General features: G+C 51.1%; 19 protein-coding genes. 14 read left to right on the top strand and 5 right to left on the bottom strand.

Annotation, left to right across the window (positions count from 1 at the left end):
- Positions 1 to 199: 199 nt before the first annotated feature.
- Positions 200 to 1,924 carry a glycosyl hydrolase family 18 protein gene (locus EV209_RS05970; protein ID WP_130433965.1) on the top strand — a complete coding sequence of 575 codons (1,725 nt, stop codon included), beginning with the start codon at positions 200 to 202 and terminating at the stop codon, positions 1,922 to 1,924.
- On the opposite strand, the gene EV209_RS05965 is transcribed toward EV209_RS05970, so the two are convergent.
- Positions 1,911 to 2,861 (bottom strand): calcium/sodium antiporter, encoded by a 951-nt coding sequence (locus tag EV209_RS05965; RefSeq protein ID WP_130433963.1) that lies wholly within the window; start codon positions 2,859 to 2,861, stop codon positions 1,911 to 1,913. The genes EV209_RS05970 and EV209_RS05965 overlap by 14 nt on opposite strands.
- 477 nt (positions 2,862 to 3,338) lie before the next feature.
- Between EV209_RS05965 and EV209_RS05960 the strand changes: the two genes are divergently transcribed.
- Both EV209_RS05960 and EV209_RS05955 read left to right on the top strand, forming a co-directional pair.
- Positions 3,339 to 3,863: a peptidylprolyl isomerase gene (locus EV209_RS05960; RefSeq protein ID WP_130433961.1), complete on the top strand. Its 525-nt coding sequence runs from the start codon at positions 3,339 to 3,341 to the stop codon at positions 3,861 to 3,863.
- Positions 3,857 to 4,561, top strand: a complete 705-nt coding sequence (locus EV209_RS05955) for a GNAT family N-acetyltransferase (protein ID WP_130433959.1) — start codon at positions 3,857 to 3,859, stop codon at positions 4,559 to 4,561. The genes EV209_RS05960 and EV209_RS05955 overlap by 7 nt, the downstream gene beginning before the upstream one ends.
- Here the strand turns inward: EV209_RS05955 and EV209_RS05950 are convergent.
- Positions 4,501 to 5,265, bottom strand: coding sequence for a hypothetical protein (locus EV209_RS05950; RefSeq protein ID WP_130433957.1), 765 nt, complete (start codon positions 5,263 to 5,265; stop codon positions 4,501 to 4,503). The genes EV209_RS05955 and EV209_RS05950 overlap by 61 nt on opposite strands.
- Before the next feature lie 201 nt (positions 5,266 to 5,466).
- On the opposite strand from EV209_RS05950, the gene EV209_RS05945 reads away from it, so the two are divergent.
- Positions 5,467 to 6,297: a YesL family protein gene (locus EV209_RS05945; RefSeq protein ID WP_165388826.1), complete on the top strand. Its 831-nt coding sequence runs from the start codon at positions 5,467 to 5,469 to the stop codon at positions 6,295 to 6,297.
- Between the two features lie 50 nt (positions 6,298 to 6,347).
- Here the strand turns inward: EV209_RS05945 and EV209_RS05940 are convergent, their stop codons facing one another.
- Complete coding sequence (locus EV209_RS05940) at positions 6,348 to 8,168, bottom strand: cache domain-containing sensor histidine kinase (protein ID WP_130433954.1); 1,821 nt, start codon at positions 8,166 to 8,168, stop codon at positions 6,348 to 6,350.
- Positions 8,155 to 8,925, bottom strand: coding sequence for a response regulator transcription factor (locus EV209_RS05935; RefSeq protein ID WP_243647505.1), 771 nt, complete (start codon positions 8,923 to 8,925; stop codon positions 8,155 to 8,157). Before EV209_RS05935 ends, EV209_RS05940 begins: the two co-directional genes overlap by 14 nt.
- A 258-nt stretch (positions 8,926 to 9,183) precedes the next feature.
- Here EV209_RS05935 and EV209_RS05930 point away from each other — a divergent pair, with 258 nt between their 5' ends.
- From EV209_RS05930 to EV209_RS05900, 7 genes are all read left to right on the top strand, one after another.
- Positions 9,184 to 10,575 carry an ABC transporter substrate-binding protein gene (locus tag EV209_RS05930; protein ID WP_130433952.1) on the top strand — a complete coding sequence of 464 codons (1,392 nt, stop codon included), beginning with the start codon at positions 9,184 to 9,186 and terminating at the stop codon, positions 10,573 to 10,575.
- A gap of 82 nt (positions 10,576 to 10,657) precedes the next feature.
- Positions 10,658 to 11,590: a carbohydrate ABC transporter permease gene (locus EV209_RS05925; protein ID WP_130433950.1), complete on the top strand. Its 933-nt coding sequence runs from the start codon at positions 10,658 to 10,660 to the stop codon at positions 11,588 to 11,590.
- Positions 11,590 to 12,468, top strand: a complete 879-nt coding sequence (locus EV209_RS05920; protein ID WP_130433948.1) for a carbohydrate ABC transporter permease — start codon at positions 11,590 to 11,592, stop codon at positions 12,466 to 12,468. Before EV209_RS05925 ends, EV209_RS05920 begins: the two co-directional genes overlap by 1 nt.
- A gap of 203 nt (positions 12,469 to 12,671) precedes the next feature.
- Complete coding sequence (locus tag EV209_RS05915) at positions 12,672 to 14,468, top strand: hypothetical protein (protein ID WP_130433946.1); 1,797 nt, start codon at positions 12,672 to 12,674, stop codon at positions 14,466 to 14,468.
- A gap of 92 nt (positions 14,469 to 14,560) precedes the next feature.
- On the top strand, positions 14,561 to 15,079 hold the full coding sequence (locus tag EV209_RS05910; protein ID WP_130433944.1) for a methylated-DNA--[protein]-cysteine S-methyltransferase: 519 nt from the start codon (positions 14,561 to 14,563) through the stop codon (positions 15,077 to 15,079).
- Entirely contained in the window at positions 15,076 to 16,455 is a 1,380-nt protein-coding gene (locus EV209_RS05905) for a glycoside hydrolase family 28 protein (protein ID WP_130433942.1), read from the top strand. The genes EV209_RS05910 and EV209_RS05905 overlap by 4 nt, the downstream gene beginning before the upstream one ends.
- Positions 16,456 to 16,525: 70 nt before the next feature.
- Positions 16,526 to 17,356, top strand: coding sequence for an endonuclease VIII (locus EV209_RS05900; RefSeq protein ID WP_130433940.1), 831 nt, complete (start codon positions 16,526 to 16,528; stop codon positions 17,354 to 17,356).
- 6 nt (positions 17,357 to 17,362) lie between these two features.
- On the opposite strand, the gene EV209_RS05895 is transcribed toward EV209_RS05900, so the two are convergent.
- Entirely contained in the window at positions 17,363 to 18,175 is an 813-nt protein-coding gene (locus EV209_RS05895; RefSeq protein ID WP_130433938.1) for a sugar phosphate isomerase/epimerase family protein, read from the bottom strand.
- Positions 18,176 to 18,340: 165 nt separating this feature from the next.
- Between EV209_RS05895 and EV209_RS05890 the strand changes: the two genes are divergently transcribed.
- The 3 genes from EV209_RS05890 to xylB all read left to right on the top strand — a co-directional run bounded on the left by EV209_RS05890 (position 18,341) and on the right by xylB (position 21,669).
- Complete coding sequence (locus EV209_RS05890) at positions 18,341 to 19,408, top strand: NAD(P)H-dependent flavin oxidoreductase (protein ID WP_130433936.1); 1,068 nt, start codon at positions 18,341 to 18,343, stop codon at positions 19,406 to 19,408.
- A gap of 97 nt (positions 19,409 to 19,505) precedes the next feature.
- Entirely contained in the window at positions 19,506 to 20,195 is a 690-nt protein-coding gene (locus tag EV209_RS05885) for a hypothetical protein (RefSeq protein WP_130433934.1), read from the top strand.
- Between the two features lie 4 nt (positions 20,196 to 20,199).
- On the top strand, positions 20,200 to 21,669 hold the full coding sequence (gene xylB / locus EV209_RS05880; RefSeq protein ID WP_130433932.1) for a xylulokinase: 1,470 nt from the start codon (positions 20,200 to 20,202) through the stop codon (positions 21,667 to 21,669).
- Positions 21,670 to 21,714: the final 45 nt, after the last annotated feature.

The raw sequence follows: 21,714 nt of genomic DNA, 5'->3' as shown, positions 1-21,714 counted from the left end.
GCCGGTACAGTGCCCCGGCCCGACGGGCAAGGCGTCCTTCCGCCATGTTGCTGGCTGAGAAGAAGTATGATATAATGTACTCGACATTTCACGCGCCGGAGCGGAGATGGCACACTATATTTTACTTCTGATTCTCAGAAGCGGCTTCCCTGATGACGCAGGCGTTGCGGGGAGGCGCACAACCGGCGGTAAATGATAAATGAAACGGAGGCTGTATATGGACGGTAACAGGAAGAGCCAGCGGCAGAGGGCGCAGCAGCAGAGAAGGCTGAATTTTATCCTTGCAATGCTTCTGGCCGCGGTATGTCTGTTGGGCGGGATTGGGTTTCTAATTGACAGGTATTTGATCCCCAGCAGAACCCATGTGGATTTGGCGGAGTATTACGGTGCCGGAGAAGGCAGGATTTCCCTTGTGCTTCAGGAAACAAGAGCGGAAGAGGACGGATATGTGCTGGACGGGAAAGTTTATCTGCCCCTTTCTCTTGTTCAGGACCGGCTGGATGACCGGTACTACTGGGACGGTACGGAGATTTTGTATGCGCTGCCTGAAGAGGTGCGCCATATCCTGCCTTCCGCGGATACATACCTGCTCCAGGACGGCGCGCCGGTTTTATCTCTGGAACTGCTGCAGCAGTACACCGGGATCGAGTGGACGAAACAGGAAAGCCCGGACCGGATCTGGATTTGGAACAGGTGGGGGGAGATTCCTTACAGCGTCTGCAGGAAAGATACAGAGCTCCGTACGGAAGCGTCTATAAAAGGGGATATTTTCCAGGACCTGAAAGAGGGAGAAGCGGTGGCCCTATTGGAGGATGGGGAAGAGTGGGCCAGAGTACAGACAGAGGCTGGAATTTCCGGTTACGTCAGAAAAAAAGCATTGGGAGATGCGGCAGTGATGCTGGCGGAAAACCCGGTGCAGATTCCGGAATATACCAGCAGGAGTCTGGGAAAGCCGGTCTGCCTTGTCTGGCATCAGGTGACAAACAAGGAGAGCAATGGAAAATTTCAGGAGCTTATTGGCCGCACATCGGGGGTGAACGTGGTTTCTCCCACCTGGTTTACCATCCAGGATACGGCAGGAAACCTGCTTTCTTTTGCGGATAAAAGTTATGTGGATCAGGCTCATGCCCTGGGAATGCAGGTGTGGGCCCTGGTGGGGAACCTCCAGGTGGATATAGATGATTATGCCTGGATTTCCAACAGCGCCGCCCGGGCGAATACTGTAAATCAGCTGATAAACGCCGCTGCTGAGTATGGTTTTGACGGCGTCAACGTAGATTTGGAAGCGCTTGACAAATCTTGTGAAGGGCATTACATCCAGTTTATCAGGGAATTGTCCTCTGCCTGCAGAAAAGCCGGGCTGATTTTGTCTGTAGATAATTATGCGCCCACTTCCGGCACTGCCTTTTATAACAGAAAGGCTCAGGCCGAGACCGTGGACTATGTGATCGTAATGGGGTACGACGAACATTGGAACGGCGGGCCGGAAGCAGGGTCCACTGCCTCACTGCCTTTTGTGAAAAAGGGGATTGCTGATACCCTGGCGCAGTCGGTGCCTGCGGAAAAACTGATCAATGGAATTCCATTCTACACCAGGCTGTGGGCGGAAGAAGCTGCCGGCCTGACCAGTACGGCCAAGGGAATGGACGAAGCAAGACAGCTGCTGGAAACCCACGGAGCGGATATCACCTGGGATGACAAATTGAATCAGTATTATGGAGAGTATTGGGAAAACGGGATTCATTATCAGATATGGCTGGAAGACGCAAAATCTGTTCAGGCCAAGCTCAACGCGATGAAAGAGCAGAACCTGGCGGGAGTGGCCTGCTGGAAGCTGGGGCTGGAAAGCACAGAGGTATGGCCTGTGATCCGGCAGTATCTGGAAGAAACTGCCGGATCACAGGGAACTCTCAGCGGAGAATAATATAAGCCAGATAGCCTCCATAGAGGGCCAGCATAAAAGCTCCTTCCAGGCGGTTAATCTGTCGGCCCCGCAGGGAAAAAAGATATGTGATGAGACTGACGCCGATCAGGATAATGATATCATAAAGGGACTGCAGCCCAACATTAACCTGGACGATTGTGGATGAAGCGCCGAGAATCAGCAGTATGTTAAAGATATTGGACCCGATAACATTTCCCAGGGCCAGGTCGTTTTCCCCCTTTTTTGCGGCTACCACGGAAGTCACAAGTTCAGGCAGGGAAGTTCCCAGCGCAATGATGGTCAGGCCGATCAGCGTCTCACTGAGCCCGAATGCCCTTGCGATATCGGTAGCGCCTTCCACCACCATGTTGCCGCCCAGGATGACGCCGGCCAGCCCGCCCAAGATAAACAGGAGGCTTTTCCATACAGGGAGAATCTTGTAATCTTCATCCAACTCTTCCCTGTTTTTCATCGCGCTTCGGATCATCATAAAAACGAAGAGCGCAAAAAGCGCAAGTAAAATCACTCCATCCAGGCGTCCGATGGCGTTTTGGGCGCTGTTTCCGCGGATTGCCTGGTCAGTGCACAGCACCAGCAGCACCAGAGTGATGAGAATGGAAAACGGGAATTCCCGTTTCAGGATGCCGGACTGTACCTTCATGGGTTTCAGCACAGCGCAGATTCCCACAACCACCAGCAAATTGAACAGGTTGGAGCCGATTACGTTGCTGATGGCGATATCATTGGCTCCCCTCAGAGACGCGGAGATGCTGACGGCGGCTTCCGGCGCGCTGGTGCCGAAAGCTACAATGGTCAGGCCGATAATAATTGTAGGAACACGGAGGGTTTTTGCGATGGAAGCGCAGCCTTCCACAAAGAAATCCGCCCCTTTGACAAGAAGGACGAATCCGACGATTAGGATGAGATATTTCACCATGGAATGTTTCCTTTCTTCTGACTGCCTGCAATTTTTTTTCAGACAGAACAGCGCCTCCGATTTCATTTTAATCATCAATCGGAAGGCACTGTTTTAGTATAGAAAGAAAATCGAAATATGTCAAGTTTTGGGCAAACAAAAACAGCCTTGCGGCCGTTTTTGTTTGAAAGGGAGGAGAGCTGAAAAATCAGCCCGTATTATGAAAAATAGTTGTGAGCGAAAATTTTATCCAACCAGCTTGCTCTTTCTGGTTGTTGATTATAGTATAGAGAGAAAACGTGAAGAAATCATGTGTACGGTATGAATGTATTTTGAAAGATTTGTAAACAAAATATGAACGACGGAAGAAATAGGCAGAAATTAATCAAAAGATTTACTTTGGAGAAAAAATATAGTATGATATTCCAAGCAGAAGCAGCTTCAGAACAGCTGGCGGAAGCGGTGAGAAAATGCTGAGACAGCGGAAAGAGGAAAAAGATGGAACAGAAAAACCCCATTGTAACGATTGAAATGGAAAATGGCGGAGTGATGAAGGCAGAGCTTTATCCTGAGACGGCGCCCAATACAGTGAATAATTTTATCAGCCTGGTGAATAAGGGCTTTTATAACGGCCTGATTTTCCACCGTGTGATCGCGGGCTTTATGCTTCAGGGAGGAGACCCTGACGGCACCGGAGCGGGCGGTCCCGGCTACAGCATCAAAGGAGAATTCGCTCAGAACGGATTCCAGAATTCTCTCAGGCATACAGAAGGAGTTCTGTCCATGGCCAGAACGATGGCTCCCAATTCAGCGGGCTCCCAGTTCTTTATCATGCACCAGGCCGCGCCTCATCTGGACGGCGCGTATGCGGCTTTTGGCAGAATCATCGAAGGGATGGATGTTGTGAATGAGATTGCAGCGGTTGCCACGGATTACAGCGACAGGCCGCGCCAGGACCAGATAATGAAAAAGGTGACGGCAGAGACTTTTGGCGTGGAGTATCCGGAACCTGAAAAGTGCTGAGGTTCCGGCTGACAGCTTCCGGCGATTTGGTTGTGCTCAGTGATGAGGAAACGGTGCTGGCGGAGATGCGGCGCCGTTTTCCTGTTATGGGGATTCTGGACGGCCTTGAAAACGGAACCTGGCTTCCCTGTGAATACTGTGCACAAGGATGGGATGTGGAAGAAGAATATCTGCAGATAGCTGCGGACAGGTACCTTGGCAGGCCCAGGCTGGTTTCGGAAACCGCCAGGCTTCGGCTGAGAGAAGTATCTCCCTGGGACCAGAGCCTTTGTCAGCGCCTGTGCCGGGAAATGGGTGAGGCGGCTTTCCGGGAAAAAGAACAGTTCTGGGATCAGGGTGAGGCAGGGATCAGAGAGTATATCCGAAGCGCATATGTGCTGAGGGAGGCCGGAGTTTGGCTGATTGAAGAAAAGGAGACAGGGCTGTGCATCGGGATGGCCGGTCTGGAGCCGTCTTTCCAGGGGGAAATGGAGCTGTCTTACGGAATTGCGGAAGCAAAACGCCGGCAGGGCTTCGCGGAGGAAGCCTGCCGGGCTATAATAGACTATGGATGGAAAAAGCTGAATCTTCAGAAAATCTTCTGCTTTGTAAGAGCGGACAACCTGCCTTCTCAGAGGCTGGCGCTAAAACTGGGATTTCAGCCTGCGTCAGACGCCGCCTGCGCGGGCGGAAGGCCATACATAAAGCGCAGGAACTGAAGGACATTGTCCAGCTTGTCTGTATTGTTGATGATGATGAAATACAGGTCTCCGGAGAGCATCTGGTATTTCTGTGCGAAGGAAGAATTTTTAATATTGATTCCGATGGCTGTCTGAGTGCCGTCGGAATTCTTTTTATACAGGATATCATCTTTTACTACGTTCATAATATCTTCCGGAAGAGCCTTCTCCAGATCCATCATTCCGTTGTTCTGAAGGATTTCCAGGCGCATTCCGGCAGTGTCTGTAATCATAAAATCCAGGGCATGGGCCGCGATATAGGTTGTTACTTTCATGGTAAAGCCCATCCCATATTCAGAATTCGCGTCGTTTTCAGAATAGCTCAGGCCGCTTTCCATGACCATTTTAATCTTGGAAGGATCCTTGCCCAGATATTCCGCGAAATCCTTTGGCACTTCGCTGGAAAGATCGGCGGCAAAGGAAGCATTAAACGCGATGCCCTGTCCGATATTTTCCTTACCGGCTTCGCGGATCATGAATACGATTACGCCGACCACCAGGCAGGCGCAGACCGCCAGAATAAAATAGACCTTGTAATAAGTAACAATATAAACAATTTTTTCCTTCCAGTTCATCTCCCGGAGCTTCTCCCGCTCCGTGCGTTCCAGCTTTTCTTGTTCTTTTTTCAGGGCAGCTACTTCTTCCTGCTGCTTCTTAATCTCATCCGGTGCATATTGCTTCATAAATGGCTCCTTACTTCTACGCAGTTGCGTTGCTAGGTGTTATTTTATCACAGATTTTACATTTTGGGGAAAAATATCGGAAAAAAAACCATAAAATTTTAATAAAGTAGTGGAACACATTTGATTTTTTCTCTGGCATCATATATAATGTTATCATATCCGCACTGTGCGGCACAATACGATAAAAAAGAGGTAAGCAAAATGGGATCTATATTTAATCTGGATAATCCGGTCTGGCGCTTTATCGGTAAGCTGGCAGACGTGTTCATGCTCCATGTGGTCTGCCTGATCTGCTGTATCCCGATCGTCACGATCGGTCCTGCGATTACGGCCCTTTATTATGTGATGATCAAAGAGGTAAGGGATGAAGAGAGCCATATTTTCAGAATGTACTTTAAATCCTTTAAGCTGAATTTTAAGCAGGGCATCATCATCTGGCTGATCGTGCTGGCAGTAGGCGCATTCTTTGCGGTGGATATCTGGTTCTACAAGTCTCATGCGGAGAACAGCTTCTCTAAAGTTCTGCTGGTGCTTTTCATGGCCGTTTTCCTGATTTATTTCTTTACGATTACTTATGTGTTCCCGGTATTGTCCAGGTTTGACAATACAATTAAGAAAACGTTGATTTATTCCTTTATGATGGCGATCCGGCATCTTCCCTTTACGATCCTGATCGTAGTGATCAATGTGGGGCTGTTTATACTCGGCAATTTTGTGATTCCGGTATATCCGCTGATCGGCGTGGGGCTCAGCGCCTTTCTTACAGCATATATTTTTAACCATATTTTTAATAAATATATTCCAGAGGAGAAGCATGACGATCATTTTGGCGAGCTGGGGGAAGAACCAGAGCCGGAACATGTGGTGATTGGCGCCGAAGCAATGGACGCGGAACCAGTGCGTATTACCCTGGAAGACGTTGAGAAAAAACATCGCGAGAGCGTGCAGCTGGATGTTATGGAACCAGTGATGCCTGTGAAAAAAGAAGAACCGGAAGAAGAAAGCGGCGAAGAAGGAAACCAGGAACAATAAAATAAGAGAGGCGTGGTGCAGACTGCAGATTCTGTATCACGCCTTTCCTGTTATATGGACTTTTCCCTGGGCAGCAGGGGCAGCCGGAAAGAGACTACAGTGCCGGCGCCCTTTCTGCTGCCGATATGCAGGCCGCAGTGCTCTCCGTACGCCAGGACCAGACGGCGGTGGGTGTTCAGGACGCCGATATGAGAATCTACAGTGTCCCCGTCCTTCAGGCGGTTTCTGAGGGCCTCCAGCTGCTCCCGGTCCATGCCTACGCCGTTGTCCAGGATGGAGACCAGCACATGGTCAGTCCGGAAATATACTTTTACCTTAATGACGCCGCTCCCTTCTTTTTCCTTAATGCCGTGATAGAGGGCATTTTCCACCAGGGGCTGCAGGAGCATCTTGCTGGTGGGATAGATGATAGCAGTATCGTCCACTTCCCAGAACACTTCAAATTTATCTCCGTACCGGACTTTCTGAATTTCCACATAGGCCTTCAGATAGTCCAGCTCTTCTTTTAGCTTTACCTGCTGCTGGGAATCGCTGAGGGAATATTCCATGATATCTGCCAGGTTGGATACCATTTTGGAACAGGTATTGGGAGCCTGGGTCATACGGAAAGCCTCCCAGTATATTGTGTGCAGCGTATTATAGAGGAAATGAGGGTTGATCTGCTGCTGCAGGGCCTGCATTTCCAGGGTCTGCATTTTATATTTTTTTTCTGAAATCTGAACCTTCAGATAGTTCTGCTGAATAAACATTTCCAGCAGATTCCGGATGATATAGCCATAGGGATCTGTGCTTCTGTTGGGCATGGGCGGATACATTTCTGAAGGTCTTTCCGGATGCTGGAGTATGTCCAGTATCCCTTCCAGCCTGCTGTAGTCTTTTTGTGTTTTAACCGCGGCGATCAGGATGCTGACCATAACCGCGGCCAGCATAAAGAAAACTGCGGTGTTCAAAATTTTCGTGGAAGTGGCGTACAGTTCATCGGCAGGCACCATGGAAAGAAATCTCCATCCTTCAGTCCGGGAGGACTGCAGGCTGGAAACCACAAACTTACGGCCATTAATGTTAACAGCCTGCAGATTGTCTTTCTCTTCCGGGTGCTCGGAAAAGGAAATGGCCTGCAGTACCTGAGAAAGCTCTGTCTCCTGGTTTTGGAGGACCATCTGATTGTCCTGGTCCAGAAAGGCGATTACCTGGCTGGAGGAAAGTTCCAGAGAGTTCAGGTATTCAATCAGCCGTTCATAATTAAACTGCGTAACGATCACGCCGGTGGGATGGTCCCCGGCCAGAGAGGAATAGATTTTCCTGTATACGCTGATGACGCGGAAGGGCTGGGCAAAGGAGGAGCGCTGCAGGGTGCGCACTTCATACCAGGTGTCCGCTTCTGAATGCAGATAAGACTGAATCCACTCCGTGTCATAATAGCCGCTTAAATTGGTAAGCCTGGCTGTTTCCGAAGACAGGAAACGGCCATAGGTGTTGTTGTAGTAGACGTAGACAGAGTGGATATAATTGTTGGTATTGGTGATGTTCTGCAGATACAAAGAAAACGTGTTAATACTGTTCAGACTGTCCAGGGTAAGGGAATTTTCTCTGAAGGCCCGGCGCAGGTGCGTGATGATGGAGGGATTATGGGCAAAATACAGGTTGATATTATCCGCCTGCTTGAACAGGGAATCCATATGCTCTTCTATCTGGTACAGGAGATTCCAGTTGTTTTTTCTGATAGAAGATTCAATCTCTCTGTTGGACCGGATAATGGAAAATGGGGCCAGAACAGAAATAGGGATCAGCAGGAGCAGGCAGTTCACCAGCAGGCTTTTGATAAAAAACTGGGTTTTCATGGACAGCTGGCGCTTCTTAAATATTTTCATCAAAGCTTCCCTCCGGATTTTCAAACTGGCAGCCTTCCCGGTATTCTTTCGGTGTTTTTCCAAAGAAATTTCGGAAAGACCGGGCAAAGTTTTTGGGATTCGCGTAGCCTACCTGATTGCTGATATCATAAATCTTATTGGCGGGATTCTCCAACAGCTTTGCGGCCTTAGTCATGCGCACCTCCATCAGATAATCAGAAAAATTCCGCCCGGTTTTCTGTTTAAACAGCTGGCTTACATAGCTGGAATTCATATACAGCACGGAAGCTGCTTCCGCCAGGGAAGCGGTGCGGTAGTTTTTCTCCAGGTATAAATAAATTTTTCGGAGAAAAAGGTCTTCATCCTCCTGCTCCAGGATTTCCTGACCGGCGCAGTATCGGGCGTCCAGCTCCTGGCGGAGGGTAGTGAACACTTCATAAAGCTCTTCATAGCGGGCAGGTTTTACAATGTAGTAACGAACTCCATATTTCAGCGCCTTCTGCGCATATTCAAAATCCCGGTAGCCGCTGAGAAAAATGATGACCGGAGGGTCTGGCTGGGCGGTGAGCCGTTTGGCCAGTTCAATGCCGGACATCACCGGCATTCTGATATCACAGAGAACCACGTGTACCGGTGTGCATTTGAGGAATTTCAGGGCTTCCAGACCGTTGAAGGTCTGGCCCGCCACATGAAACCCAATGGTTTCCCAGGGAAAGCAGGTACACAGTGTATTCCTGGACTGGTATTCATCATCTACAATCAGAAGTTCATATATCATCTCAGGCTGCTCCTTTCATACTCGTCTGCTGTAAGTTATAAACCATAATCATATCATAGAAAGTCCGGGAGAAAAAGTCAATTCAGGGAGAAAAAAGTCGCATTCTGACGAAGGCCTGAACTAAAGAAATGATACCCTTTTCTAAAAAAGAAAGCAAAGAATTGATACGAAAGTAAAAAAAGACACCTTTTGTTTTTTCCTGGTTTCAGGTATGCTGGTTTCATCAAGTAAAACCCAGTAAGGGAAGGAGAGAGAAAGATGAGAAAGAGCTTGAAAAGAATCACGGCGCTGGCGCTTTCAGCATGTATGGTTGGGGCGATGGCAGGATGCGGGAACGGCGATTCCGGGACCACTGCCGCACCAAAAGACAATACCACTGCAGCGCAGGAAAAAACCACTGCCGGAGGAGAGACGACAGCTGCAGAGACAAAAGGCGGAGATTCAGAAAAACAGGTGACCCTTCGTTTTTCCTGGTGGGGCGGCGATTCCAGGCATGAGGCCACTCTGGAGGCAATCAAAGCTTACGAAAAGGCCCACCCCAATGTAAAGATTGAAGGTGAATACCAGGGCTATGACGGATATTACGAGAAGATGATCACCACGCTGTCCAGCGGCACCGCACCTGACATCATGCAGTTCCACCGGGACTGGATCGCTGACGTGCAGGGTGCGAAGCACTATCTGGCCGACATGTCCAAGCTGCCTGTGGATTTAACCACATTGGACCAGACCGTTCTGAGCGGTTCCGGTACATACAATGATGAACCCGTGCTGTATTCCTGCTCCATCGGCGGCCAGATCATGTATGTGAATAAAGAGTTTGCAGACAAGCATGGCCTGGATTTGGAAAAGGTTTACACCTGGGAAGAGATCATGGCGCTGGGAAAAGAGATCCATGACGCAAATCCGGACGAGTATCTGATGACAGCGGATATCGATGTGCTGAACCGTCTGATTATCCTGGAATATCTGGCGCAGATGACAGGCGGCAGCATTGTAAATGAAGACTATTCCCTGAACTTTACAGAGGAACAGATGACAGCGGCCCTTCATAATATCAAAGACCTGTATGAGACCGGCACCATGGAGCCCTTTGGCGAATCCGCGGTTTTCGTAGGCCAGATGGAACAGAACACGAAATGGGTGAACGGCCAGATCGGCATCCTGCTGGATATCACCGGCGCTACCGCGAAGTATGCAGCGTCCATCGAGGCGGAGCTGGACTGCATGAGCATCCCTGTGATGAAAGATGCTAAGAGCTCCGGCGTTGATTTCTCCGGAAACATGGGATTTGTCATCAACGACGCTTCTGAGAATAAGGAAGAGGCTGCGAAATTCCTGGATTGGATGATGAATGATGAAGAAGCCATCAAGATCCTGAAAGACTGCCGCGGTTATCCGGCTACTTCCACTGCCATTGATGTTATGACAAAAGAAAACCTGCTGAATCCTGTAATGAAAAAGGCTACGGAGATTGCGGGCGATAACAATCCTTTCTCCATCAATGCCATCAGCGGAAATACAGAGCTGGAGACCATCCGCAAAGATATCATCCAGGAAGTGATCTACGGCGATTCCACTCCTGAAGAGGGCGCGAAGGAAATGGTTGAGTCATATACAGAGCTTTTGGAGACCCTGAAAAACAAGTAATTAAGAAATCCGGAAAATGCTGTGTGGTTTGCAAAAGGCCGCCACACAGCGTTTTCTTTTGACAAAAGGAGCGTGACCAAGCATGGCAAAAGCAAACGCGTCCGCAGTACCTGCGGTAAAAAAGGTCAGGAAACTTCCGCGCAACTGGAAGTGGGGTGTGGCGTTTATCACTCCCTGGATCATTGGGTTCCTGGCGTTTCAGCTGTATCCGCTGCTGGCATCTTTATATTATTCTTTTACAGATTTTTCTGTGCTGGCTGATGGGAAATGGGTCGGTGTGGAAAACTACGTGAAACTGTTCACGAAAGACAAACATTTTTTGAAATCCCTGTGGCTGACAGTAAAATATGCGATTATGTCAGTTCCCGTAAAACTGGCCTTTGCATTGTTTATCGCAATGCTTCTGAACATGAAGCTGCGCGGGATCAATATGTTCCGCACGATCTATTACCTGCCATCTATCATGGGCGGCAGTGTGGCGGTTTCAATCCTGTGGAAGTTCCTGTTCATGCAGGACGGTATTGTGAATAAGGCGCTGGCTGTATTCCATATCCCGGCAGTGAGCTGGCTGGGCGATCCCAATATGGCGCTGGTAACCGTAAGCCTGCTGGTGGTGTGGCAGTTTGGATCCTCCATGGTGCTGTTTTTGGCCGGGCTGAAAAATGTGCCCCAGGAACTGTATGAGGCGGCTTCGGTGGACGGCGCGTCCAAAGTACGCCAGTTTTTCAAAATCACGCTGCCCATGATCACGCCCATTGTATTTTTCAACCTGATGATGCAGACAATTAACGCGCTGCAGGAATTCACATCAGTATCTATCATCACCAACGGCGGGCCGAACCGCGGCACTTATCTGTTGGGGCTGAAAATCTATGAGGAAGCTTTTACAAATTCCAAGATGGGTTATGCCAGCGCCACTTCCTGGGTGCTGTTCGCAATCGTGCTGGTGGTGACCGGGCTGTTATTCAAGACCTCTGACGCATGGGTATATTATGAAGACGGGGGGATGAACTGATGAGCAAAAGTAATGCTGTAGTTGTGACAAAAGCAAGAAAGAAAAAGACCTGGAAGAGGATTATAACCTATGCGTTCCTGGTGTTCGTAGGGTTCTTCATGATCTATCCGCTGGTGTGGCTGTTCTTCTCCACCTTTAAGACAAATACGGAGCTGTTCGGCAAGCTGTCCTTTTTCCCGGAGACATTCACCTGGGAGGCCTTTGTCAACGGCTGGAAAGGAAGCGGCCAATATACATATACCACCTTTTACCTGAATACCTTTGCCCTGGTTCTGCCTACGGTGATTGTCACCGTGCTGTCCACAGGAATCGTGGCTTATGGTTTCGCCAGGTTTAAATTCCCGTGCCGGGGCGCGCTGTTTGTGCTGATGATTTCCACCCTGATGCTGCCTGACGCGGTGATCATCATTCCCAGATACGTTGTGTTCAACCAGCTGGGATGGATCGATACTTATATGCCTTTCTGGATTCCCGCTCTGTTTGCCTGCTATCCGTTTTTTATCTTCATGCAGATGCAGTTTCTGAGAGGGATTCCCCGGGAGCTGGATGAATCGGCCTGCGTGGACGGCTGCAATCCGTTTATGACTTATGTGAGGATTCTGTTCCCGCTGATGAAGCCGGCAATGTTTTCCGTGATCATCTTCCAGTTCCTGTGGAGATGGAACGATTATTTCAACAACCTGATCTATATCAGCAGCGTGAAGAAATATACCCTGTCCCTGGCTTTGAAAATGTCCATCGACAGCCAGGGCGCGGTGACTCAGTGGAACCAGGTATTGGCTATGTCCTTTGTGTCCATGATCCCGCCCACTCTTCTGTTCTTCTTCGCGCAGAAGTATTTTGTAGAAGGCATTACCACCTCAGGCCTGAAGGGATGACAGACGCCGCCGGTCCGCTGGAAGCAGGACCTGGGCCGTGCAGAGGAAGGATGTAGAGGCGCGCAGATGAAGTACAGGGCAGGGTTTCGCCCCCAAAACTTTATGTGCGCGCCTTTTTGCGATTTTGGAGATTGCGGGCTGAAAGGGATTTGCCCCCATTGCTTATAAAACAGGTGAATTGATTGGATGAAGGAGAATGAGAAATGAAACAGGAATTTAAGAGTGATCAGGAATTGGTTTTTCACATAGAGACTTCTTCGATGGAAGAATTTGAACAGGCTGCCAGGCTGGTGAAGGAGCTGGGCGGCACCCATATGATGGTGGGGGATCTTCCCAGAAGCCATTGGATGTGGGATATGGACAGGACAGACCCTTATTCCAACTGGAGCATGGGGCACGCACAGTTTTTCAAAGTGATCTGCCCGCCGGAACTGGAGCCTTATCTGCCTCAGGAACACATCCGCCGGTGCCATGAGCTGGTGGCGGAGAGATGCCGCATACTGGATAAAATCGGGCTGAAGGGGGCTTTCTACAGCAATGAGCCATTCTGGCTGCCGGAAGCGGCGTACCGGGACCATCCCAACTGGAGAGGGGCCCGCTGTGATCATCCCAGGCGTTCCAGGAAACCTTATTACAGCCCTAATATTGACGATCCGGAAGTGCTTTCCATGTACCGGTATGCCATGAAGCAGCTGTGCCGGGAGACCGGGATCGATTTCTTTATCGTGATGTCCAATGACAGCGGCGGAGGGATCAGCTGGAGCGCCGGCACCTATGCGGGGCCCAACGGCCCGATGTCCGTGCGGAAACGCCCTATGTCGGACAGGATCTGCGGCTATATGGACGCGCTGACAGAAGGGGCAAAGGAAGGCGGCGTAAACCCGGTTATTCACCTCAATGCCAATATTGACTTTAAGGACAGGGAAGCTGCCATTGACGCGGTCTGGCCGCTGCTGAAAGAAGGGCAGGTGGTGAATGACAGAGACTGCCATGGGAACCGCCCCATCAGCTGCTTTGCCAATCCTTTCCAGTGCAAGCCTCCTGTAACAGGGATTCCCCAAATGATCGCTTTCTGCCGATATATGCAGAAAGCGGCGGACAGCGGCAGCCGTTATCTGGTTCTGGACATCCCCAAAACGGATATGAATGAGGCGGAGTGCTATTTGAAACTGCTGAAGGAAAAAGGGCAGGCGGAGGATATGGCAGAAGGCCTGGCCCTGCTGAAAGAATGTGCCGCGGAACTGGCAGGAACTGAGGCCGCGTCCAGACTTCTGGACGCCTGGTATCATATTGACGAAAGTTTTACGCACCTGCGCCATACCGGGCTGGACCTGATGATGTACGGATGCCAGCACCAGCGCTGGATTAACCGGCCTTTTGTGCTTTATCCTGAGGAGCTGACGGAAGAAGAATACGGTTACTACCGTCCCTACCAGTTCCAGGCGCTGACGCCGGAGAGGGCCAATGATCTGCTGGATATGCAGGGAATAGAAGGGGTCAGGGGATTCACCGCAGTCTTTATGCTGACCCAGACCATGATGCAGGCGGAAAACAGCCTGGATCAGGCGGTGCAGCTGCTGGGGCAGGCTGTGGAGGCTGCCGCAGAAACTGCGAAAGAACCGCTGAAAATGCTGATCCGCAGGCTGAAAGTACAGAAATGCTTTTTCAGAAATATAGTGAATGCCGCCCAGTTCCAGGAACTGGCAGACAGGACAGACTTCACCGCAGAGCCGCAGCTGTCCCTGCGCTGGCCCACCCGTAATGACCGCAGAGTGGAAGAGTTTCAGAATATCAGCAGATCGGAGATTGAAAACGTGCTGGAACTGGCGGACCTGCTGGAAGGATATGAGACGGAGTTGCTGACTATGGTGACGGAAGAGGAAAAAGAAGATATTTTCTATTATGGGCCTCATATTGTGGAACAGCTGAGGAAAAAGGCGGATACCATGTGGAACCATATGCTGGACGCCAACAGAGTATATGAAACACACAATATCTGATCTCTGCGGGAAACGAAAGAATAATCCATTGTAATCCCGGGCTGCGGCTGGTATAATGAAAAAAACAGCCTGTGGATTGGGGAAAAATACAGATGAAGAATGAGGGAAGGTATTACAGCCAGGTACAGACGCCCATCGGCCGTCTGACGCTGGTTGAGGAGGCCGGAGGAATTGCGGAACTCCGCTTTGAGGGAGAACAGATGGCGCCGGCAGAGGAAAAAGAAACGGAATTGCTGAAAACCGCGAAACAGCAGCTGTCAGAATATTTCGCGGGAACCAGGAGAGAGTTTGACCTGCCCCTCTCCCTACGGGGGACAGAATTTCAGAAGCAGGACTGGGAGGCGCTGAGAACCATTCCCTACGGAGAAATCAGGAGTTATGGAGAGATTGCCGCGCAGATCGGAAGGCCCAGGGCCTGCCGGGCGGTGGGGATGGCAAATCACCGCAATCCTGTTTCTATCATTGTGCCCTGCCACCGGGTGGTGGGTTCGGACGGCAGCCTGACGGGATACGGCGGAGGGCTGGACGTAAAGGTGCATCTGCTGGAGCTGGAGGGGTTAGAGGTATGCTGCGGCAAGGTGTGCCGCAGCCATAGGGAGGCAAAGAAATGAATCAGTTTGATGTAAGAGAATTTGGTACTGCGGCGGATGGGGTGACAAATGACGGGCCCAGCATACAGAGAGCCATAGACAGCTGCAGCGCGGGCGGGGGCGGCCGGGTAACGGTGCCGGCAGGAGACTATCTCTGCGGAACGATCCGGCTGAAAACAGGCGTGGAGCTGCATCTGGAAGCGGGGGCGGTCCTCCGGTGTTCTTTAAACCGGGAGCATATCGTGCAGACGGAAGCGCCTGACGGAGCGGAGGAGGAATGCGGCTATTTCCTGGGAGCGGCGCACTGCCATGACATCGCGGTGACGGGCAGAGGCGTGATCGACGGGCAGGGGAGCCGGATCATGGCGGATGACGGGGCGGACGGAGGCTTCCATGAGTGCCCTGTTCTTACAAACGGTTTTCGCCCCAGACTCACTTTTTTTGAAGATGTGGAGGACATGCGGATTGAAGGCGTGACCTTCCGGGATTCCAGCCACTGGACTCTGCACATGGCCGGCTGCCGGAGAGTGCGTGTGACGGGGATCAATATCCTGAACAATAACCGGGGCGCCAATAATGACGGGATTGATCCGGACAGCTGCCAGGATGTGCTGATTTCCGACTGCATCATCCGCACCGGGGACGACGCGATTGTGGTGAAAACCACGGAGCCCATGACCAGGCTGTACGGGCCCTGCCAGAATATTATCATCCGGGGGTGCATCCTGCATTCTCACGATTCAGCGCTGAAGGTGGGCACGGAAACACATGGGGATATCAGGAATATTCTGATGTCTGACTGTATTATTGAGGACTGTTCCAGAGCCATTGGAATCTGGGTGCGGGACGGCGCCTGTCTGGAAAACATCAGGGTACACGATCTGACCGGCGCGGTACGGCGCTATGCCGACGCCCCCGGGCGGGCCTTTGCCCCTGGCTGGTGGGGAAAAGGAGAACCGGTGTTCATCAGCAATACCTGGAGAAATGCCGCCCATAAGGAGTCAGGAAAGAGAACAGGCGTAATCCGTGAAGTATCTTTTGAGAATATTTCACTGAAAGCAGAGTCCTGTATATTCCTGGGGGCGGATGAGGATTGTCCGGTGGAGCAGATCCGGCTGAAGAATATTCATATTTCCATGGAAAAACAGGGAACCCAGCCGGGCGGGCTGTTTGATGAACAGCCATCCATGCGCAATCTCTATGAGCATGGAATTCCGGGGCTGTATGCCCGCCGGATCAGCGGCCTGCAGGTCAGTGATCTTGAGGTGCAGTGGCGCGGAGAGATCCAGCCATGGTGGACGCACCTGGCAGAACTGGAAGGCTGCGGGGATGCGCGGCTGGAAAATATTCGGGGAAAAGCGGCCCGGGAAGGAATTGAATCTATAGTAAATAAATAACAGACAGCCGGGCCCTCCGGAATAGGTACGGAGGGTCCGGCTGTCCGCGCATGCAGAGAGGAGATATGAGATGCTGGAATTGCCTGAAGTCCTGACACTGGCCGGTCAGCTGAAACAAGAGGCTGCCGGGAAAAGCGTGGCGTATGTTCTGCCGCCCGCCAAACCTCACAAATTCTGCTGGTTCAGCGGAGACCCGGCGGATTACGAGCTTGCGTTAAAAGGCCGCAGGGTGATAACCGCAGAAGGGTTTGGGATTTTTGTGGAATTATCTTTTGAGGGAGGAGTAAAACTGTGCTTTAACGATGGCGTAAACGTCAGACTGTGCCCCCAGGAGAAAGTGCCTGGGAATTACCAGCTGGTGATCGGTCTGGACAATGGGATGGCTCTGGCTTTTACCGTGGCCATGTACGGGAGCATTCTGCTTCACAATGGAGACCTTGAAAATGAATATTATCAGAAAAGCAGGGAAGGAATATCCCCTTTCACGGAAGATTTTCCGGGATATTTTTGGGACAGAGCCAAAGAAAGCAGTCCAGGGCTGAGCGCGAAAGCTTTCCTGGCAGCAGAACAGCGATTTCCGGGGATTGGGAACGGGACGCTGCAGGATATTTTATTTGCCGCGGGCATCCACCCCAAGAGAAAGATGGGGACTATGAGCCAGGAGGAGCTGGGGCGTCTTCTGGAATGCACAAAAGATATTTTGCGTGAAATGACGGCTCAGGGAGGAAGGGATACGGAAAAGGATCTCTTCGGCCGCCCCGGCGGATACCGGACAGAGATGTCCAAAAACACCTGGAAATCCCCCTGTCCGGTATGCATGGGGCCGCTGACAAAAGAAACTTATTTAGGCGGATCTGTCTATTATTGCCCCTGCTGCCAGCCCCTTAGACTGGACGGATAAGATGAATTATTTCTCGGATGTTCCCTGTCTGAGCAGCTCCAGGCTGTTCTTCAGGTTGTCTTCATAAGAAACATCATCCCGCATACTGCCTTCCAGGCTGACCGTGCCGTTGTATCCCGCTGCCTTCAGAGTCCGGAAAAAGCTTTCCATAATATTGGAGTCTTCAGGAAAGGGGTACAGGCGGGAACCAGGGAGGGCGGTGTGCACATGCAGCAGGCGTTCCTTTCTCTCAGATACCCAGCGGATATCCTCCGTTGACAGGTCCACATGGTAGAAGTCAAACAGAAAACCGCAGGCAGCATGATCCGCCAGATCCATAGATCGGACGGTTTCCTCCAATGTGGTCAAAAGGTTGGTTTCTTTGGGATTTAAATGTTCCAGTGCGATTTGGATATTCCAGCGGGAAGCTGTCTGGGCGAAGATCCGCGCGGCCCGGGAAAATTGCTGCAGCGCCTGCTCGTGGCCGAGGCCTTCTGGTGCGCGGCGGGCGCTGCCGGAGCCCAGCACGATCACCTGGATTCCAAGCTCCGATGCTTTGGGCAGGATGTCTTGCAGATAGTCCAGCTGCATTTCCGGACAGATATCAGGCCCAACCAGGCGGGCGTCCACAGGGAAAAAACAGTTTGCCCTGGGACAGTACAGGCCGTTTCCCGCCAGTGCGTTTTTGATCTCTTCCAGCTGCAGGGATGTCAAAGGCTTCAGTCCGGCGGCGGACGTCTCCACATAATCATAGCCGGCAGCAGAAATCTGCTTCAAATGCTCTTCCAGAGACCCTTTCTCCAGCTCATCAGCCAGGTTCATACAAACTCCGAATTTCATATATATACCTCCCCTTTTCTTTTATTTCGTTATAGCATAAAAACACCAGAGTTACAATCAGTTTGTAAAATATCTTGACAATCAAAGTATTATCCCTTATGATAAGAAAGTAGTATTAAAAACCACATCATAAAACAATAAAAACTTTGATAAGAGGATTTGAAAATGAAATTAAAACCACTGCAAATCGGTGATCTGACAGCAAAGATTCCCATTATCCAGGGCGGAATGGGCGTAGGGATCAGCCTTTCGGGGCTGGCCGGAGCGGTAGCGAAGGAAGGCGGCGTGGGCGTGATTTCTGCCGCGCATCCCGGGTACCTGGAACCGGATTTTGAACAGGACCCTATGGCGGCCAACCTGCGCGCTCTGGCCTGTCATATTAAAAGGGCAAAGAAAATTTCAGGCGGCGGGATCATTGGCGTGAACATCATGTGCGCGCTGTCCCATTATGAAGAGTATGTGGAGTGCTGTATTGAGGCAGGGGCTGACCTGATTATTTCGGGCGCCGGGCTTCCCTCCGATCTCCCTAAACTTGTGGAAGGGTCCTCCATAAAAATTGCGCCTATTGTTTCCCCGCCCAAGACAGCGAAGGTATTATTAAAACTCTGGGACCGTCATTATGGAAGGACTGCCGATCTGGTGGTAATTGAAGGGCCTGAGGCCGGCGGCCATTTGGGATATTCCAAAGAAGCTGTGAAGAAGTATGCAGAAGAGGGATATGAGAAAGAGATTTTGGAAATTCTTGCATGCGTCCGGGAATATGAACAGAAATATGGAAAGAAGATTCCGGTAGTTTTTGCCGGCGGCGTATATGACAGAAAGGATATTGATTATTATATGTCTCTGGGCTGCGATGGCGTACAGATGGCTACCCGGTTTGTGACCACAGAAGAATGCGACGCGGCGGAGGAATATAAACAGGCCTACCTGAAAGCGGACCGGGAGGATATTATCCTGGTGGACAGCCCGGTGGGGATGCCGGGAAGAGCCATACGCAATCCCTTTATGAAAGCGCGGGAAGCCGGGCCGGAAAAAATTCAAAAGTGTTACGGATGCCTGAAAAAATGTGATATCTCTTCGATTCCTTACTGTATTACAGGAGCCCTGGTGCGGGCGGCCAGAGGGCAGGTGGACGACGCGCTGCTGTTCTGCGGCCAGAATGCCTGGAAACTGCGGGAAATGACAACTGTGCACAGGCTGATGGAAGAACTGCAGCAGGAAGCAGAAAACTGAGGCAGGCGCTTGCAATCCATAACCATATCCGGTATAATAAAAGAAAATTCTGTAACTGACGAAGGATTTTCGTAAAATATCGAGAGAGGTTTTGGACATGAGAAAAATTCTTAAAAAATGTGCTGCGCTGGGGCTGGGCGCGGTGATGCTGCTGTCTGTGGCAGGCTGCGGCCTGGGCCAGGACGATTCCGTTCTTCCTACATTTAACGTATCTGCAGACCAGCTGAGCGATCTGGACCTGAAGGACTTGTATGACGAACAGCTGGGCTACAGCTATAAAGGGGTTTCTTACGATCTGGATGTGGAAGGCGTGGGAGCGGCCCTGGGCGTGGACATGGGCGATTCCAGAAAGCTGGGAGGCACCGAGTATACCTGTTATTATCCCCAGGAGGCGGCCACTACAGTAAACGGACAAGTCCCGGTGACAATGGAGTTCGTTTTCGGCGGTGACAAAAAGTTCCGCAGCGCCACCTATCAGTTTATGGCCAACGGAAACGGGATGAATGCGGAATCCCTGGACGCCCTGTTTGATCAGACATTGGACCAGCTCCATGAGCTGTATGGGAAAGAGACTGAACTAAGGGAGAGCTCGGACGAGTCAGGGAGCAACACGCTGGATTCAGTGACCTACAACTGGAAGCAGGATATGAACGACGGCTATATCACCAGCCTGCAGCTGGTGAAGGGGGATTACGGATACGGGACGGATATTGTGATCCTGGGCGTGATCCGATATACCTATGAAGACGAGGCGGAGGCGCAGTCCGCGGAATCCACGGAGGAATAAGAGCATGCTGTATATTGGAGTTGATTTAGGGACGTCGGCGGTGAAGCTTCTGCTCATGGATGAAAAGGGAGAAATCAAAAAGATTGTATCCCGGGAATACCCGCTGTATTTTCCAAAGCCCGGATGGTCCGAGCAGAATCCGGAGGATTGGTACAATGGTTTTGCCGACGGCGTGAAGGAACTGATGGCAGGGCAGGATGCTTTTGCAGTGGACGGCATCAGCTTCAGCGGACAGATGCACGGCCTGGTGCTGCTGGATGAACAGGACCAGGTGATACGCCCGGCGATTTTATGGAACGACGGGCGCACCCAGGATGAGTGCGATTATCTGAATCAAGAAATCGGAAGAGAAAAGATTTCCGCCTGGACGGCGAATATGGCCCTGACCGGTTTTACCGCGCCGAAAATCCTCTGGGTCCGCCGGAATGAACCGGAGAATTTTTCCAGAATAGCGAAAATTATGCTGCCCAAGGATTATCTGGCTTACCGTTTAAGCGGCGTGCACTGCACCGATATGTCGGATGCTTCCGGGATGCTGCTTCTGGATGTGGAGCACAGGACCTGGTCTCAGGAGATGATCGGGCTGTGCGGAATCAGGCGGGACCAGCTGGCAAAGCTTTATGAGAGCTATCAGCCGGTGGGGACGCTCCAGCCGGAGATTGCGAAGCAGCTGGGCCTTCCCGATACCGTGAAGGTGGTGGCAGGCGGCGGAGACCAGGCAGTGGCAGCTGTGGGGACAGGAACAGTGGGACATGGGATGTGCAATATTTCCCTGGGAACCTCGGGGGTGGTATTTGTGGCCAGCCGGGATTTTGCCCAGGCTCCGGACAATGCCCTGCATGCTTTTGCACACGCGGACGGCCGATATCATTACATGGGAGTAACCTTGGCTGCAGCCGCTTCCAATAAGTGGTGGATGGATGAAATCATCCGTACGAAGAACTATCCTGAAGAACAGAAGGGCATTACGGAACTGGGCGCCAACCATGTCTATTACCTGCCCTATCTGATGGGAGAACGGTCTCCCCACAACGATCCGGAGGCCAGGGGGACATTCATCGGCATGACCATGGACACCACAAGGGAGGAGATGACCCAGGCTGTGCTGGAAGGTGTGGCATTTTCCCTGCGGGATTCATTCGAGACAGTGAAGAAGATGGGCGTATCCGTGACCCGGTCCAGAATCAACGGCGGAGGGGCAAAGAGCCCTCTGTGGTGCAGGATCATGGCCAATGTGCTGAATATCAGGATAGACAAGATCAACAGCGAAGAGGGGCCGGCTTTTGGCGCCGCCATTCTGGCGGCAGTGGGCTGCGGTAAATATGCTTCCGTGGAAGAAGCCTGCGCAAAACTGATTAAAGTTGTGCAGACCACGGAGCCGGATCCTTATCTGGTGGAAAAATATAATGACAGATACGCCGTATACCGGAGCATTTATCCGGCGGTTAAGGATCTGTTTCCAAAAATGAAATAATGTGGATAAGATGGGGCTGCCGGAAAAAAGATATTTATTTTTCGG

This window comes from Cuneatibacter caecimuris (assembly GCF_004216775.1).
Taxonomy (GTDB): Bacteria; Bacillota; Clostridia; order Lachnospirales; family Lachnospiraceae; genus Cuneatibacter; species Cuneatibacter caecimuris.
The sequence above is the reverse complement of the archived record's forward strand: the minus strand, read 5'-3'. Positions and strand labels throughout refer to the sequence as shown.